This window comes from Glycomyces luteolus (genome assembly GCF_027622875.1).
GTDB classification, from domain to species: Bacteria; Actinomycetota; Actinomycetes; order Mycobacteriales; family Micromonosporaceae; genus Glycomyces; species Glycomyces luteolus.
This window is the reverse complement of sequence record NZ_JAPZVP010000020.1, coordinates 46,016-61,539: the sequence shown is the minus strand read 5'-3', so window position 1 is coordinate 61,539 and position 15,524 is coordinate 46,016. Positions and strand designations below refer to the sequence as shown.

The window sequence follows — 15,524 nt, the reverse complement described above, 5'->3', positions numbered from 1 at the left end:
GCTCGCGGCGAGGTTCGGTGCGACGCTTGGCCGGTGGGACTCCAGCGCTCTCAGCGTCGGCGCTTCGGGCGCTTCTTCTTGCGCTTCAGGTGCTTGGCCCGGTTGCGGGCATCCTCCAGGCCGGTCCGGCGGCGCGCTCCCGGACCGGCCATGAGCGGCACGATCTCCGCAGCGAACAAGTCGACCAGCCATTGGTCGGGGTGGCCGCTCTCGGCGATCAGGCGCGCCATTCCCTCCCGCGCTTCGCGCGGCATGTCGTCCATGGACTCGACGTATCCCTCCGGCCCAAGGGTTTCGACCATTTCTAGGATCTGCTCGGCGATACCGAGCGTCGACTGGGCACGCTCGGCCTCGGTTCCCGCCAACAGCGCTTCAAGATCGACGCGTCCCCGGAGACCGTTGAGCATCAGTGCGATCGGCGCCAGACGACGGTCCTGTCCTGCGCGGTCGAGCAGCTCCGGGCCGACCGCGTCCGCGGCGGCGCCCAACATGGCGCTCTGGCTGGTGCGGAACGGGTTCGCGGCGATCCCTTCCAGCAGCGGGCCCGGATCGTCGCCGTTCGCGGCGAGCCAGCGTCGGATCTCCTCGACGCCGGTGTCCTCGTCGTAGTAATCGACGACGTTCACCAGCATCACCGCCGCCGGGCACCCGGTCAACTCCCCTACGACCGGGGCGGTCAGACCAGCCTCGCGCCATTTGGCCCACACCAGGGCGCGACCGAGTTCGGTGAGCCGGACCGATACGTCCTCGTCCGAGTCGGTGAGGCCGAATTCGTCAGGTGCCCATTCCCGGTCGAATCCGACCGCGCCGAGCCGGTGCAGCACGGTGAGAACGTGGTCGATCTCCGGGTGGAGTGTCAAGGAAACGGCCAGGTGGCGCAGACCGTCGGGACCGTCGTCGCCGCCGGTGGCTGCCGCACCGATCCGTTCCTTCACCTCGGCGACCGGAAGCGCCACGTTCGTCCCGAGCAGCGCTTCGATGAGCATTCGGAGGAAGGAATAATGCCCTTCCGAACGCGACGGCGCGAGCAGACCAGGTTGCCGGGGCCGCCACAGCGGCTCGGCCTCCCATGCCGCCAGCAGCAGCGCGTGCGGGTCGCGGGCGAGCCGCGCGTTCTTGGCGACGGGCACGAGACGCTGCTTGACGCGCCGTGCCAGACCGGTGCCGAGCAGGAGTTCCACGTACCAGTTCAGGACCGGCAGGTCCGTTGCGCTGGTGAAACTCTCGGTGTCATCGCCGGTGCCGATGAGCTGGACGAGCGCGACCGCGTCCGCCTTGCGGAGGTTGCCGCGCTGGGTGATGGCTCGGCCTTCGCCGAGCCAGTCGAGGAAGGCCGCCGCGCCGCGGACGGCTGCGGCGTCGCCCGCGAGCGTGGGGATTCGTTGAGACTCAGGCAGTTCGGCCGCGGGAAGTGCGGGCATACGTTCGTTGCGGACCTGCCGGGCGGCCTGCCGGGCTATGGCGGTTGCGCTCGCTACGCGGTCGTAGCGGACGTTCTCGTCCATCATGAAGGCGTTCAACCGCTCGAAACCGCCTGGCGAGGCCGGGTTGATGCCGGATGCGAGCGCGGCTTCCGCCGCGATCCGCGCCGGTCCCCAGTTGCCGGGGTCGGTGAACGCGGACGGGAAGTCTTCGGCGCATTCGTCCACGGCCGCTTCCAGGGCGTCCGCGCTCGACCCGAGCGGGTGGAGCGCGGCGGCGTATTCGAGGAACCGCAGCCAGGTGCGCAGCGCCTCGGGGACGTGCGCGTAGTGCTCGATGCCGCCGGTGAAGCGCTCGGGGACGATCTCGGTCAGGAACTCCCGCACCAGGTCCGGGGTCCAGTACCCGAGGCGGCCGTCGCGGCTGTCGTGGCGGAATCTGAGTGCCTCCTGCGTCGTCCCCGGGTCGAAGACGCGGCCGTTGGAATCGGCCCAGGCCTCGGCCCGTCTGAGGCGCATCTCGATCGTCTGCTCGAACTCGTCGGCGTCGCCACCGGGGAAGTACCACTGCATGGGCCCAGTATCGCGCTTCCGCGAGGCCCGACCAGGTCGGCGCCCCGCCGTTGGACCGGGCGAGACGCTCCTACCCGGAGACCGGCCGCGAGACCGATTCGAGGGACGGACGTAGCATGAGGACAGAGAGCACCGGAAGCCGAAAGGTTGGCTCGTGATCGACCCCTCGACAAGCAATGTCCTGGCCTCGCCGCCCCTCCGACGGCGGTCCTTCGAACGATCGCCCAGCTCGCCGTTGAGATGCTCGACCGTTCCTGAACGGCTGCTTCCAACACCAGGGAAAAGGTTCGACCGAACCGACTCTGCTACGTTGGGTGTCTTATTGGTCCGGAAGGATCTCGAGCGCAGGGAGGGCGTCGACGATCTTCATGGTCTCCAGGCTCACGGTCACGATCCTCTTGAGCAGGTCGACGATGTAGCGCGGATCCTCGGACCAGTCGTTGGGATCGTTGACGATGCCGCTGGCCTTGTCGGTGCGGACGTAGTAGCGGTCCATGATCCACTCGACGGCCGACCGTGAACCGATCTGGTAGAGATAAGCGGCTTCCGGGATGTCGGCAAGCGTGACATGGGAGTTGTATACGATCCGGGTGCGATCCTGCTTGGACGCGAATCGCATCTTGCGGGCCACGCGATAGAGCTCCCTAGGGTCGGTCGTGGCGGTCTCCCTGAGGACTTCCCGGATGCCAGCGTACGGCTCGACCGTCTCGTAGGCGAGGTGCAGCCGCATGAGCCGACTGCCTGAGCGGGCGAATTCGTGGAACCGCGCGACTTTGGGGATGCGAGGCAGCGACTTCCGCAGGTCCGCTTCGAACTCCGAGCGGTATTCCGGCGAATGCAGGATGCCATAGACGTAGTGGAAGATGTCGTCCTTGGAGATCGAACCGTCGCGGTAGGTTTCCTGGTAGTCCATCAGGGCGACGTCAGTGATGTTGTCTTCCCGTGTGTACTGGGAAGGCCCCTGATCGAACAGCGTTCCACCGGGCACGTTCTCGTGGTAGGTGAAACGTGGGAAGAACTGACCACCGCTGCCAGCTCCGGTCACATGCAGGTTCGGAACGGCAGCGGTCACCAGAACCGAGAACGGGACCGCAGAGCCTGCGCCGACGGTATAGAAGCCCACGTTACTGACGTCAGTATCGGGAAACAGTCGGTCCAGCTGGTAGACACAGTCGCTGGTCTCAGCCGTTAGGTAGACGTGCTGTTTGGTGAACGGGCGGTAAGTCGCTTCGAAAACCCGGTGTTCATCGAACCGGAGTCGCACGCCTCGCCGCAGCCTTCCTCGGTCCACCCTGTTCCAACTGAAACGACTCCGGTCGGTGACGAAAAGTGTTTCGTCCACTTCAGCTGCCGACGCCCTGGCCGCGCATCCTCCGCTGGAGGATTCCAGTCGCTCCACCTGACCGTTGTAGTAGTCGATCATTGACTGTACGTTGCCGACCACCGAGGCATTGGAGAAGTTGTAGACCCAAGCATCGCGGCCGGTTGAGAGGCCTCGGGAACGCACCCCGAAGATCGGAGAGTCGACTTCTCCAGACCCAATCGTCTGCCCCAGCATGCGGAAACTCTGGAAGCGCTTGTCTCTTATATTGATCCAGTCGCCATCTGTTTCCGGGTCGAGCTGCTGCCATCCAAGCGCGTCCAGGCCTTTCGCCCGGACCAGGTCTGTGCCATTCGCCACGATCTCCAGCTTGCGCTTCCGATCGTGGTAGTCGCCGACGTCCCGATAGAAGAGGCGGCACGCTTCACCTTCAGCCGCACTGCCGCCTTTGACAAGCAGGAGCACCGCGACCCCCGCCCGGCTGCTCGAACCGAAGATCTTCCCGCCCTCCTTCTTCGAGAGCTCACCGGCGGTCCGCTGGTTACCTCGGAGGTTGAAGCAGTAGATAGCGTCGAACTCCTCGGTGAGGGTTCGGCGCAGTCCTGCCGCGGAGTTCCCGTCAATGAATCCGTTGTTCAGGACGAGGCAGATCACACCGTCGTCCTCGATCCGGTCGCTCGCCCAGCGCAGCGCGCGCACGTACGAGTCATAGAGCGAGTTCTTGTTGGTGGCGGTCGACTTGGCCGCGTATGTCTCGCGGATGCGCCGGTCGAGCTCGGGGTACTTCAGGTTCTGGTTGCCGTCGTTCTGGTTGTTCTGGCCGACGGAGTACGGCGGATTGCCGATGACGACGATGATGGGGACGCTCTGCTGGCGCACCGCGCGTTCGGTGTTGCCGCCGAGCACACCGTCCGAGGCCTCAGGCCGGCTTTCGTAGAGCTGGAACGTGTCGGTCAAGACCATGCCGTCGAACGGCCGGTAGCCCGCCTCCCCAGACCTGCCGTGGAACGCCTCTTCGATGTTGACGGCGGCGATGTAGTAGGCGAGCAGGACGATCTCGTTCGCGTGCAGTTCACTGCCGTACTTCCTGACGAGATCCTCAGGGCGGACGAGGCCCGATTGGAGAAGCCTGACGAGGAATGAGCCGGTGCCCGCGAACGGGTCGATCACCTGGACCCCTTCGTCGCTCAGCGTGGCACCGAGGTACTTCCGCAGGGCTTGATCGGTGAGGTGAAGAATGAAGTCCACGACTTCGACAGGGGTGTAGACGATCCCGAGTCGATCGGACACTTCCGGCATGGCGTTCTTGAAGAACTGCTCGTACAGCTCCAGAAGGACCTTCTGACGCCCCGCAGGGTTGTTGATGCCTTCGATGTGGGTCCGGACTTGCTCGTAGAACCGTTTGAGCGTATCGCGCTCCGAGTCCAGTGCCTGGTCGTCCAAGGCTTCGAGCACGGTCTCCATGGCCGCGGAGACCGGGTTGTGGGCTGCGAACTCGTACTGTTCGAAGAGGGCGTCGAAGACCGGTTTCGTGATCAGATGCTGTGCGAGCATCTCGATCGCATCATGCTCTGTGATGGAGGGGTTGAGGTTCGAGCGCAGGGCTGCGACGAACGAGTCGAGCACTGCTCGCCTGCCCGGCAGGTCGAGGGCGTTTCGGATACGGGTCATGTGGCTGCCCGCGATGGCCGCGATGTCTCTGGCCCATTCCTTCCAGTAGGCCCGGGTGCCGACCTTTTGCACGATCCGTGCGTAGATGGCGTTGCGCCACTCTTCGACCGACGGGATGCCGTCCCGGGCCGCCTGTACGAGGGTGCCGAGTTCGCTCGGGTCGTGGTCGTCGGCGATGTGTCCGATCTTGATCCGATCGGAGCGGGACTTGTTGAGTCCGATCCGGTTGACTTCCGCGTTGAACCGGTCGTCATGGGAGCGAAGGGCGTTGAGGACCTGCCACACCGCCCTGTAGCGCTCGTTGTCGTCGAGGGCCTCGTTCGGGGGAACGCCTTCCGGGACGGCGACGGGCAGGATGATGTACCCGTAATCCTTGCCCGGAGCTCGTCGCATCACCCGTCCCACTGCCTGGATGATGTCGATGACCGAGTTACGCGGGTGCAGGAACAGCACCGCGTCGAGCGCCGGCACGTCCACGCCCTCGGACAGGCATCGGGCGTTGGAGAGGATCCGGGCGGTCCCCTCGCCGGGGTCGGACTTCAGCCATTCGAGTGCCCTGCCGCGTTCCAGGGCGTTCATCGTGCCGTCGACATGCTCGATCTCGCAACGCAGACCGCCCTCGGGCGACGCGCCGAGCCGCTCGGTCACCTGTGGGAAGACTTCGGTCAGGTGCTTCGATGCGGCGATGTTCCGCGCGAAGGCGACGGCGCGCCGCATGGGCGTCTCCCCGGGGCGGAACCCGTTCTCCTCGATCGAGGGCCCGAGGCGCTTGCGCAGGCCGTTCCAGACTCCGATGATCTTGGCTGCATCGGCGACGTTGAGTTCCATGTTGTCGTCCGCTAGCTCCACCTGCATGGTCCTGGCCGCGTAGCCCGCATCGACGCCCAGCACCAGGACCTTGTAGTCCGCGAGGAGTCCGGCTTCGACCGCTTCCCCGAAGCCCAGCTTGTGGAACTCGGGCCCGAATCTCGCCTCGTCGTCCATCGAGCAGAGCTCGACGCTCCTCCGTTGAGCCTCGGCTTTGGCGGGCTCCGTATAGATCCGCGGTGTAGCGGTCATGTAGAGGCGCCGTTCGGCCGCGATGTAGGCCGGATCGTGGATTCGGATGAAGTTGGATTCATCCCGATCGGTCAGGGCGGCACCGGTGGTGCGGTGCGCCTCGTCGCAGACGACGAGGTCGAACGCGTCGAGGCCGGCGGCTTGGGCTGCGGCGATGGTCGGCAGGGACTGGTAGGTGCAGAAGACCGCTGTCATGCCGGGCCCGTAGTCGCCGCTGCGAATCCGATCGACGAGCTTCGCGGCGCTCGTCGTGGCGGGCAGGGCGAGGTCGTGCACCGACTGGTCTCCGGAGTCGGTCTGCTTGGCGTGCTTGGAGACCTTCGGGTCCGAGCAGACCGCGAACGGCCGCAGGGCGGTCTCGGCTTCGGAGACCCATTCGCGGATCGTCTGAGACAACAAGGCGATCGAGGGCACGAGGACCAGCACACTGAGCGGATCCTCCAACGTGGAGGCGAGTCGTTCGGCGATCTTGAGCGAGGTCAGGGTCTTGCCCGTACCGCAGGCCATGGTAACTCGGCCACGGTCGTGCGTCTCGAACCCGCTGAGAACTGCTTCGATCGCCTCCTCTTGATGCGGCATGAGCGCCTTCTTGGCGTGCAGGTACTGCGGGCCGAGGCGCTCTCCTTCGGCCCATGCGTATTCGGAGGCGACCTTGTCCCAGTCGATCGGGCTCGTGTCGAGTTGGGACATGCCGACCCTGGTCACCTCGACCTGCTGGTCCACGAGTGCGGCCTCGGCGTTCGGGCCCCACTTGTCGGTGCTCGAGACGATGATGCGGCGGTTGATGCCTCGCTTTCCTGAGGCGGTGAAGAAGGAGTCGAGGTCGGCCTTGCGGATGACCTTGTCCGGTCCGTAGAACTTGCACTGAATCGCGCAGAACGCTTCGGATCCCGCTTCGCGGGCGACGAGGTCGATACCGGTGTCGGTGGCGTTGTGCTCGGCGAGAGGGGAATCAGCCCACATCCACACTTCGGAAAACTGCTGTCTCCATTGCGGATCGGTACGGAAGAACGCGAGCATGAGCTGCTCGAATCGACGGCCGCGCTCCGCGTTGCTCTGAGAGGTCTCGCGAATGTGGTCGAGGATGTCTCGGACGGTTCCGGCCATGGCGCTGCCTCCCAGGGGAAGGAACGGCGTCAGACTTGCCCACCACTTTGCGTAACGCCTCCATTACGTGAGAGACGTTAGCGTATTGCGCGTCTGTCTACAACCCTCAAATTCGGGCCGAACTGCCAAGGGGCGGTGGACGAGCCCGCGCTGCAGCGGCCTGCGGGCCGGTCGTACGAGTCCGCATGGGAATCAGCCCTCGCAGTCACGGAACAGGCGCTCTTTCCTGCGCCACAGGTCGATCGCGTGATCCAGGACCGCCCGGGTGCGGGCCGGATCGCCTTGGCCCAGCCAGGCGAGGTTGTCGGGGGCGGCGGCGAGGCGCGGGAGGCAGTCGAGGTGGGTGACGTGGCCGATGAGGGGCGGGTCGTCCTCGGTGAAGGTCACGCGGAGCACCGGTTCGTGCCAGTTCCAGGCAAAGGTCAGGGATCGGTCGTCGAGCTCGAGATAGCCGAGGACGGGCAGGCCGTCGGCGAAGCGCAGGGTCATCCTTCGACCTCCGCTTCGTGGCGGGCGGCGTGGTGCCAGATCGCGGTGGCTTTCTCCTTGGCGACGCGGCGGAGCGCGGTGGGCCATTCGGCGCGGTAGAGGTGGAGACGCGCGAACGGGGAGCCGATGCGGTTGATATAGCCGAGGTCAACGGCGGGTTCCGGTGCGATGCGGCGCAGGCGGACGGAGGACGTCGAGCCTCCGGCGAGTTGGTAGACCTCGATGCGGCGGTGCTCAAGGGTGAAGCGGCCCAGGACGATGCGTTCGGGGTTCATACTGCACCGCCCCAGGAGAACCCGACGAGGGTCGTGAGGACGTCCCGCAGCGAGTCGGAGTTGATGTGGGCGGCGAGGAGCTTCACAGCGCTGCGGCGTTTCGGGCAGCCGTGGGCTCCCCACTTGTGGTGGCACCACTCGCAGCGCAAGCGGCCGAGGCCGAACCAGGTGCGGTAGGGCTTGTGGAGTTCGAGGTCGATTTTGACCGAGGCTGGGACCGGGTCATAGCGTAGGCTGGAGCGGACCACGGGAGGTTTCCTCTCTGGTAAGGGGCGGGCCGCCGGCTCTGATTGGCGTTGGAGGTGCGGCGGCCCGCCGCGTTTCTATTCAGTTGGTTCTCTGGGACGCGTGATACACGCGTGCTGAAACTGTTCCACGTCCTTTCGACGTTTTCAAGGCACGACACGCCTTCTAGACGAAAGCGTCTAGTTCGGGCGGTCGTACTACGCCTGACGGAGCTCCCTCTCCGCCAACACCGTAGGCGGAATCACACTCGCAAGCCGTTGAGGAGCGAGCTCGTGTCGCCCCTGCGGACGAGCACGCTCCGATCGCGAGCCCTTGTGGCAGAGCCGAACAGCAGCGATCGCGCCCGCTGTTCCTCACGGGCGCAGGGCAGCCTTGTCATCGCTCGGCCGAACGCGGGTATAGAGCGGGAAGTGCTCGGCTCCAAGGCCGAAGCAGCAACTACTCCGCGTTTATGAACGCCGCGAACGCGGTCCAATCTCCGTACTCCGCAGCGATGTCATCAGGCGCTCCAGTGGGAGGTGACCAGATCGGTTCAAGGTGGCGCATCCAGAGACCGTATGCGCGCGCCATGGCCGAGGCGGTTCGATCGATCGCTGCGAGCGCCTCCACGACTTGGTCCGTATTGCCGACACTGGCGGCCCATCTGAGATGGCCGCCCTGGTCCTCAAGGTAGGACAGCTGATTCTCAAGGACGTGGTGGCACCTGCCAACCCGATCCCCGCGGACTTCGTCAGGGTCGCGTTCCTCCTCGGTGATCTCGTCGATCCCTTCGAACGGGTACTCCTTCTCGAGCTCCGCGAGCGTCAACAGCGGGGCTTCAACGATTTTCGAGTCCGCTGATCCGACACCATCTCGCAAGGCGACCAGCTCAGCCCAGGCGATTGCGCGTGTGTGGAAGTCGATCGTCGCGAGTGCTTCGACCCAGCTGATCCACTCGCCTACGATGGCGGGCTTTTGTTCGGACAGGTAGTCGCCAAGGGTCAAGGCGTTGATCGTCCAGCCGTAGGATTCGGTCGCTGCTTCGAGCGCCCTCTTGACGTCATCTTCAGCCAGTGCGATCGCATCATCAAGACGCTCGGCCAGGTCGGGTTCGTTCGGAGTGTTCATGAGGATGTCCGTTCTCGGTGGGGTACAGCGCCCAGGGGCGCGACGTTCGAATCGGGCAAATCATCGACATTGTATGCGGGGCAATGCTTTTGCGGGGAACTCGCGAGGGAGGCCGTTCCTCAAGACGTGGGGTCGGTGGACCATTCGTTGGCGAAGTGCTCCATCTGGCGCAGCACCAGCTTGATCGCGTCCTCGGATTGTTCGGGCGGGTAGCCGTGTCGGGCGAGGAGGCGCTTGATGGTCGAGCGGAGGTTGGCGCGGATCGGTTCGCGGGAGATCCAGTCCGGCTTGAGGTTCTTGCGGACCTGGACGACCAGGTCGCGGGCGATGCCGGAGAGGACTTCGTCGCCCATGAGTTCTCGGGCGCTGCCGAGATCGGCTACGGCGTCGTAGAAGGCGAGTTCGTCATTGCTGAGCGGCGGGGTGAACTGCTCGCCGCGACGGGCGTCCTCGGCGATCTGCTTCGCCATCTCGACCAGGCCGGCGATGATCTCGGCGCTGGTGAGCTGCTGGCGCATGTACTTGGCCATGAGGTCTTGGAGGCGTTCGGAGAACGCGGTCTGGCGCACGATGTTGTGCCGGGTCTGCTCCCGCATCTTCTGCTCGACGAGCCGACGCAGGGCCTCGGCGGCGAGGTGCGGGGTCTGGCTGTTGGCGAGGCGGTGGACGAGGGCGTCGTTGAGGTGCGTGAGGTCGGCCTTCTCAAGGCCCGCTTCGGAGAACAGATCGGTGATGCCGCCGGTCTCGACGACGGCGGAGGTGAGGTGTTCCAGGTACCGGGCGACATCACGCGCGACGGGAAGCCCACGCGCTTCGCGGTTCGCCGAGTCGAGCTTCGCCATGTAGGTGCGGACCTCGACGAGGAACTGGATGTCGCGCTTCCAATGCGGCTGGTCGCCGAAGCGGGAGCCGATGTCGGCGGAGGACCCGGCGAGGGCGAAGAACCGCTCCAGCCGGTAGCCGTGCTCGCGGAAGCGGCGAGTGAGGGTCTGGCCGGGCTCGTCGAGCTCGTCGGGATTGTTGCCGGGGGTCGCGGGGTCGAGCAGGTAGTTGGCGGTCGTGTAGGCCGCTTCGAGGTACGCGCGAGGGCGTGGAGAGGCGAGGCGTTCGCGCCAGTTCCAGCCGTGCAGCATCCCGTCGAGGATGTCGTATTCGTTGCGGAGCTCATCGAGGGCGCGGTCGATGTCCTGGCCGAGGGTGCGGTCGCCCCGGTCGGCCTCGGAGTATTCGAGGATGGCCTTCTGAAGGTTCTCGGTGAGCGGCGCGTAGCCGACCAGCAGGCCGTCCGCTTTGCGGCGGTGACGGCGGTTGACGCGGGCGAGAGCCTGCATGAGACCGGCGCCCTGCATAGGGCGGTCCAGGTACATGGTGTGGATCGGCGGCGCGTCGAACCCGGTGAGCAGCATGTTGTTGACGATGAGGAGCTGGAGTTCGTCGTCGGGGGCCTTGGCGCGGTTGATGACCTTCTTGCGCACCGAGTCGCGCAAGGTGTGGGGCTTGAAGTGCTCGGGGTCCTTGCGGGAGTCGGTGGAGAACACGATCTTCATAGCGCCCTTGAGAGGGTCGTCGTCGTGCCACTCGGGCCGCAGTTCGCGCAGTGCGTTGTAGACGCGGACGCAGATCTCGCGGGTGGCACACACGATCATGGCCTTGCCGGGAGCTCCGTCCGGTGCGTCGTCCTCGTCGGCGACGAACGGCAGCATCACTTCGCGCCGTTGCTCCCAGTGGTCGACCAGATCGCTGGTCAGGTCGCGGATGCGGGCGGGCGCGCCGTACATCGCGTTCATGGTGGCCACGGCCTGCTCGACGCGGCTGCGCTCGGTGTCGTCCAGGCCATCGGTGATCCGGTCGGCCTCGGCGTCGATGGTGGCGGGGTCGATGCCTGCTTCAAGGACGAGCTCGACGATGCGGCTTTCGTGGTAGACCTTCACGGTGGCGCCGTCGTCGGCGGCCCGTTTGAGGTCGTAGATGTCGATGTAATCGCCGAAGACCTCGCGGGTGTTGCGGTCGGCGAACGTGATCGGCGTGCCGGTGAAGGCGAGGAGCGTGGCGTGCGGGAGCGCGTCGCGCAGGTGGCGGGCGTAGCCGTCGAGGTGGTCGTAGTGGCTGCGGTGCGCTTCGTCGACCACGACGATGATGTTGCGCCGCTCGGAGAGGAGGGGATGGTCGGTCCCGGACTCCTTCTCCTCGCGAGTGCGCCCGAACTTCTGGAGCGTCGTGAACAGGATTCCGCCGGTGCGCCGGGCGGCGAGTTCCTCGCGTAGCTCGGCGCGGGAGTTGATCTGCTTCGGCGTGCCGGGAAGGATCATCGACTCGGCGAAGGTCTCGACGAGCTGGTCGTCAAGGTCGGTGCGGTCGGTGATGACGACGACGGTGGGGTTGTGCAGGGCGAGGTCGCGCATGACGAGGTTCGTCGTCAGCACCATTTCCTCGGACTTGCCTGAGCCTTGGGTGTGCCAGACGACCCCGGCTTTGCCGTCACTGGCGGCGGCTCGGCGTACGGCGTCGGCGGCGCGGGTGACCGCGAAGTACTGGTGCGGTTTCGCGATCCGCTTCGTGCGCTTCGAGGGCACGAAGTTGATGAAGGACTTGACTAGGGAGAGAAAGCGCGGCTGGTTGAACAGCCCGTGGAGGGCGAGGTCCTGGCCCGTCGAGATCCGACCTTCCTTGTCGACGGTGAGGGAATCGATGGCCTCTTGGCGGGCACCGAAGTCGTCCACATTCCAGGGCGCAAAGTGCTCGTAGGGGGTGAACGGGGTGCCGTACTTGGCGGTGATCCCGTCGGAAAGGAGCACGATCGCGTTGTAGCGGAAGGCGGTAGGGAACTCGGATGCGTAGTGCTGGATCTGGGTGTGCGCGGCGGCGAGGGTCGCGCCGGGATCGCCGGCGCGCTTGATTTCGATGACCGCGAGGGGCAGGCCGTTGACATAGAGGACGAGGTCGAAGCGGCGGTTGGTCTCGCCGCGGATGACGGTCACTTGGCGAACGGCGCGATAGGTGTTGGCGTCGGAGTCGTCGAGGTCGATGAGCCGGATGGTGGGGGTGTGTTCAGCCCCGAGGGAATCGGTGTGGGTGACCGAGTGGACCCCGGAAGTGAGGAATTCGTGAGCGGCCCGGTTCTCCTCGTAGGAGTCCTGGGAGGCTGGGGTCGAGGCGGTGGCGACGGCTTCTCGGACAGCCTCGGGCGGGAGCTGGGGATTCAGCCGCTCGATGGCTTCGGCGAGGTCTGAGTAAAGGATGAGGTCATCCCAGGTCTTGCGATACCCTGAGCCAGGAGCAAACTCGGTCCCGACGCCGGGGAGCCAAGCCAGGTCGCCAAGCTCCTCGAGAGCAAGATCCTCCCAATCAAGCTCATAGATCCGGAACTCAGAGTCTTCGTCGGAGGTGGGGATGTCGGAAGGGGTGGTCATGTCACATCCTCTACAAGTTTTTCAGCATCCTTAACCCGAAGGCGACCGGACATGAGCTGCGGTAGCAAAGCATCACGCAACTCCCTCAAGGCCATCGACTCCCTGCGCGCGGCTAGAATCGACTTCGCAAGACCACGAATCTGCCTTCCAACGTCTCCAAATTGTCGAGGATCGACGACTTTAGCCGCCATGACTTCCGCCGGACGCACGCGCTGATGGCTCTTCGAGGTCCCAGTCACCTTCGCTGCTAGGTCCCTCAAGAACGATTCCTGCGCCACCACCGACCAGAGGTCATGAGTTGAGACTTCGTCATGAGGTATCAGGACCAGGAACTCAGTGGAAGCTAGCGCCGGAACTTCAGTCTCAGGATCGACATCCCAAACACGACGAATTTCCGGATTCAACTTCGACAGAAGAACCGCTGGCGAATCGACTACAAACTTTCCACTCCTAATTGATTGAGGCGAGCACCGTTCCGGCATTTTTCTATCGTCGTATGCCGGGAGACTGTAGTGATCTACGAACTCGTCCGACATTTCCTGTGGAGCCTGCTGGATTTTATTGAGATCGCAGATTTCAGAAAGCGGCACACGAGCGTCCCATTGCTCAAGTGACGCGAGCATCAGCGCCAGCTTGTCAGCCGTAGAAACGATGCGCTCGTTGACGGCGATCTTGTCGTCCAGAGCCCCGAGCAGGGACGAAATCGATTGCTGCTGCACAAGCGGAGGCAAGGGCACCTCTACTTTTCGAAGCTGAGTGAGATTGAATCCTGGCACGGAACTGCCAATCGAAGCACCTTGAACCTGCGCGACAGCACCGGGAGAGGACAGCGCGTAGTACAGGAAAAGTGAATCCACCATTTCAGAGTTAGGAGTAAGCTTCATTTGCTTGTTCGATACAATATAGCGATCGAATCTAGACCGTTCATCCACCAAGCCGATCTGCCCGATTGTCCCCCAGCATGTGAATATTAGATCCCCTCGACGAGCGACACTGCGCGAGAATTCCTCAGCCTTGGATTCATCAACGAATACTACATCCGAGTCGACTAGTCGCTTACCCACATCAAGACTCAAATTGCTTCCGCGAATAACAGGTACACCCTTTTCGCGAAAGAATCGAGATCCAATTGCAGAACCGAATGGTCCCGTTGCCAGAGAATTTTTTCCCGGTGCGGCGAGAGCTTCGATACTAACCTTCTGCCAGTCAAACATCGATCCTTCCCATCTGTTCGCGGACCGTCTTCGTCAGTTCGTCGGATCTGTCGAAGAGTTCATACAGCTCTCCTGTGAGCCTCTTGATCTTTTCGGCGACTGCTTCGGCGTCCTCTTCCTCCACTTCAGCCGCTCCAACATAGCGACCTGGAGAGAGCACGTATCCGTGTTCTTGCACGGTCTTCAGGTCGGCGCTGGCGCAGAATCCCGGTACATCTGCGTAAGTGTCTCCGGCTGCGTTGGCGCTGTCCGTGCCGCGCCAGGCGTGATACGTCCCCGCGATCTTGGCCAGGTCAGCGTCGGTGAGGATGCGTTCGGTCCTGTCGGCCATTTCGCCCATGTCGCGGGCGTCGATGAAGAGGATCTGGCCTCTGCGGTCGGTCGCCGGGGTCTTCTGCCCTTTAACGCCGCCCGGTCCCTTGTCCTTGGCCAAGAACCAAAGACAGGCCGGAATCTGCGTCGTGCGGAACAGCTGGGAGGGCATAGCCACCATGCAAGCCACCAGGTCCGCGTCCACCAGCGCCTGCCGAATTTCGCCCTCGCCGCCCTGTTGGCTGCTCATCGAGCCATTCGCCAAGACCACGCCAGCCGTGCCGCGCTCTCCCAACTTGCTGATCATGTGCTGCAACCACGCGTAGTTGGCGTTGCCCTTCGGAGGAACGCCGTACTTCCACCGCGGGTCGCCTTCGCTCCGCGCCCAGTCCTTGATGTTGAAGGGGGGATTGGCCATGACGTAGTCGGCCTTGAGGTCGGGGTGCTTGTCGTCGGCGAAGGTGTCGCCCCAGCGCGGCGCGAGGTTGCCGTCAATGCCGTGGATGGCGAGGTTCATCTTTGCGAGGCGCCAGGTGCGTTCGTTGAGTTCCTGGCCGTACACCGAGATATCGGCCTTGTGGCCGCGACCCCGATGCGCCTCAATGAACTTTGCGGCCTGAACGAACATGCCGCCCGACCCACACGCCGGGTCGTAAACCCGTCCCTCGTAAGGCTCCAACACCTCCACAATCAGCCGGACCACGCTGCTCGGCGTATAGAACTCGCCGCCGCGTTTTCCCTCGGCGCGTGCGAAGTTGCCGAGGAAGTACTCGTACACCTCACCGAGGATGTCCTGTGCGGGCTTGTCCTCATTGCCGCTGAAGCGTGCGTCGGTGATGAGGTCGACCAACTCGGCCAGTCGTTTCTGGTCGACGTTGTCCTTGTTGAAGATCTTCGGGAGCACGCCCGTCAGCGACGGGTTGGCCTTCATGATCTCGTCCATGGCCTTGTCAAGAGTCTCGCCGACGTTGCCGCTCTTGGCGTTCGCGGCAATCCAGGTCCAGCGCGCAGTCTCGGGAACCCAGAACACGTGGTGTCCGGTGTACTCGTCCTGGTCCTCCAGGAACTCGGCCAACCTGTCCTCGGTGATGCCTTCTTCGGCGAGTTCCTTTGCAAGCTGCTCGCGGCGTTCGGTGAACGCGTCCGAGACGTACTTGAGGAAGATCAGCCCCAGCACGAACTCCTTGTACTGGGCGGCGTCCATCGAGCCGCGGAGCTTGTCGGCGGCCTTCCAGAGGATCGCCTGGATCTCCTTGGCCGAGGAGACGGAGAACAGGGCAGCTTGATCGTCTGAGGGTTGCTTCTTGCGGGGGGGCATG

Annotated in this window: 9 protein-coding genes; all 9 read right to left on the bottom strand. The window is 64.3% G+C overall.

Annotated features, from left to right (window positions below; translation table 11 throughout):
• Window positions 1–50: 50 nt before the first annotated feature.
• Window positions 51–1,994, bottom strand: a complete 1,944-nt coding sequence (locus O1R50_RS21300; RefSeq protein ID WP_270112226.1) for a hypothetical protein — start codon at window positions 1,992–1,994, stop codon at window positions 51–53.
• 319 nt (window positions 1,995–2,313) lie between these two features.
• The gene (locus O1R50_RS21295; RefSeq protein WP_270112225.1) at window positions 2,314–7,152 is read right to left on the bottom strand and encodes a DEAD/DEAH box helicase; all 4,839 of its coding nucleotides are present in this window, start codon (window positions 7,150–7,152) and stop codon (window positions 2,314–2,316) included.
• A 192-nt stretch (window positions 7,153–7,344) separates the two neighbouring features.
• A complete protein-coding gene (locus tag O1R50_RS21290) occupies window positions 7,345–7,641 on the bottom strand; it encodes a hypothetical protein (protein ID WP_270112224.1) in 297 nt (98 codons plus the stop codon).
• Window positions 7,638–7,916 carry a hypothetical protein gene (locus O1R50_RS21285; protein WP_270112223.1) on the bottom strand — a complete coding sequence of 93 codons (279 nt, stop codon included), beginning with the start codon at window positions 7,914–7,916 and terminating at the stop codon, window positions 7,638–7,640. The genes O1R50_RS21290 and O1R50_RS21285 overlap by 4 nt, the downstream gene beginning before the upstream one ends.
• Window positions 7,913–8,164 carry a hypothetical protein gene (locus O1R50_RS21280; RefSeq protein ID WP_270112221.1) on the bottom strand — a complete coding sequence of 84 codons (252 nt, stop codon included), beginning with the start codon at window positions 8,162–8,164 and terminating at the stop codon, window positions 7,913–7,915. Before O1R50_RS21280 ends, O1R50_RS21285 begins: the two co-directional genes overlap by 4 nt.
• A 436-nt stretch (window positions 8,165–8,600) precedes the next feature.
• Window positions 8,601–9,269: a hypothetical protein gene (locus O1R50_RS21275; RefSeq protein WP_270112219.1), complete on the bottom strand. Its 669-nt coding sequence runs from the start codon at window positions 9,267–9,269 to the stop codon at window positions 8,601–8,603.
• Window positions 9,270–9,388: 119 nt separating this feature from the next.
• Window positions 9,389–12,679, bottom strand: a complete 3,291-nt coding sequence (locus O1R50_RS21270; protein WP_270112218.1) for a type I restriction endonuclease subunit R — start codon at window positions 12,677–12,679, stop codon at window positions 9,389–9,391.
• Complete coding sequence (locus O1R50_RS21265) at window positions 12,676–13,893, bottom strand: restriction endonuclease subunit S (RefSeq protein WP_270112216.1); 1,218 nt, start codon at window positions 13,891–13,893, stop codon at window positions 12,676–12,678. Before O1R50_RS21265 ends, O1R50_RS21270 begins: the two co-directional genes overlap by 4 nt.
• Window positions 13,886–15,523: a class I SAM-dependent DNA methyltransferase gene (locus O1R50_RS21260; RefSeq protein WP_270112215.1), complete on the bottom strand. Its 1,638-nt coding sequence runs from the start codon at window positions 15,521–15,523 to the stop codon at window positions 13,886–13,888. The genes O1R50_RS21265 and O1R50_RS21260 overlap by 8 nt, the downstream gene beginning before the upstream one ends.
• Window position 15,524: the final 1 nt, after the last annotated feature.

Excerpts from the sequence above, each read along its gene's own strand:
- O1R50_RS21275 (WP_270112219.1), bottom strand. The coding sequence starts at position 9,269 with ATGAACACTCCGAACGAACCCGACCTGGCCGAGCGTCTTGATGATGCG.
- O1R50_RS21285 (WP_270112223.1), bottom strand. The coding sequence starts at position 7,916 with ATGAACCCCGAACGCATCGTCCTGGGCCGCTTCACCCTTGAGCACCGC.
- O1R50_RS21300 (WP_270112226.1), bottom strand. The coding sequence starts at position 1,994 with ATGCAGTGGTACTTCCCCGGTGGCGACGCCGACGAGTTCGAGCAGACG.
- O1R50_RS21295 (WP_270112225.1), bottom strand. The coding sequence starts at position 7,152 with ATGGCCGGAACCGTCCGAGACATCCTCGACCACATTCGCGAGACCTCT.
- O1R50_RS21260 (WP_270112215.1), bottom strand. The coding sequence starts at position 15,523 with ATGCCCCCCCGCAAGAAGCAACCCTCAGACGATCAAGCTGCCCTGTTC.
- O1R50_RS21290 (WP_270112224.1), bottom strand. The coding sequence starts at position 7,641 with ATGACCCTGCGCTTCGCCGACGGCCTGCCCGTCCTCGGCTATCTCGAG.
- O1R50_RS21265 (WP_270112216.1), bottom strand. The coding sequence starts at position 13,893 with ATGTTTGACTGGCAGAAGGTTAGTATCGAAGCTCTCGCCGCACCGGGA.
- O1R50_RS21270 (WP_270112218.1), bottom strand. The coding sequence starts at position 12,679 with ATGACCACCCCTTCCGACATCCCCACCTCCGACGAAGACTCTGAGTTC.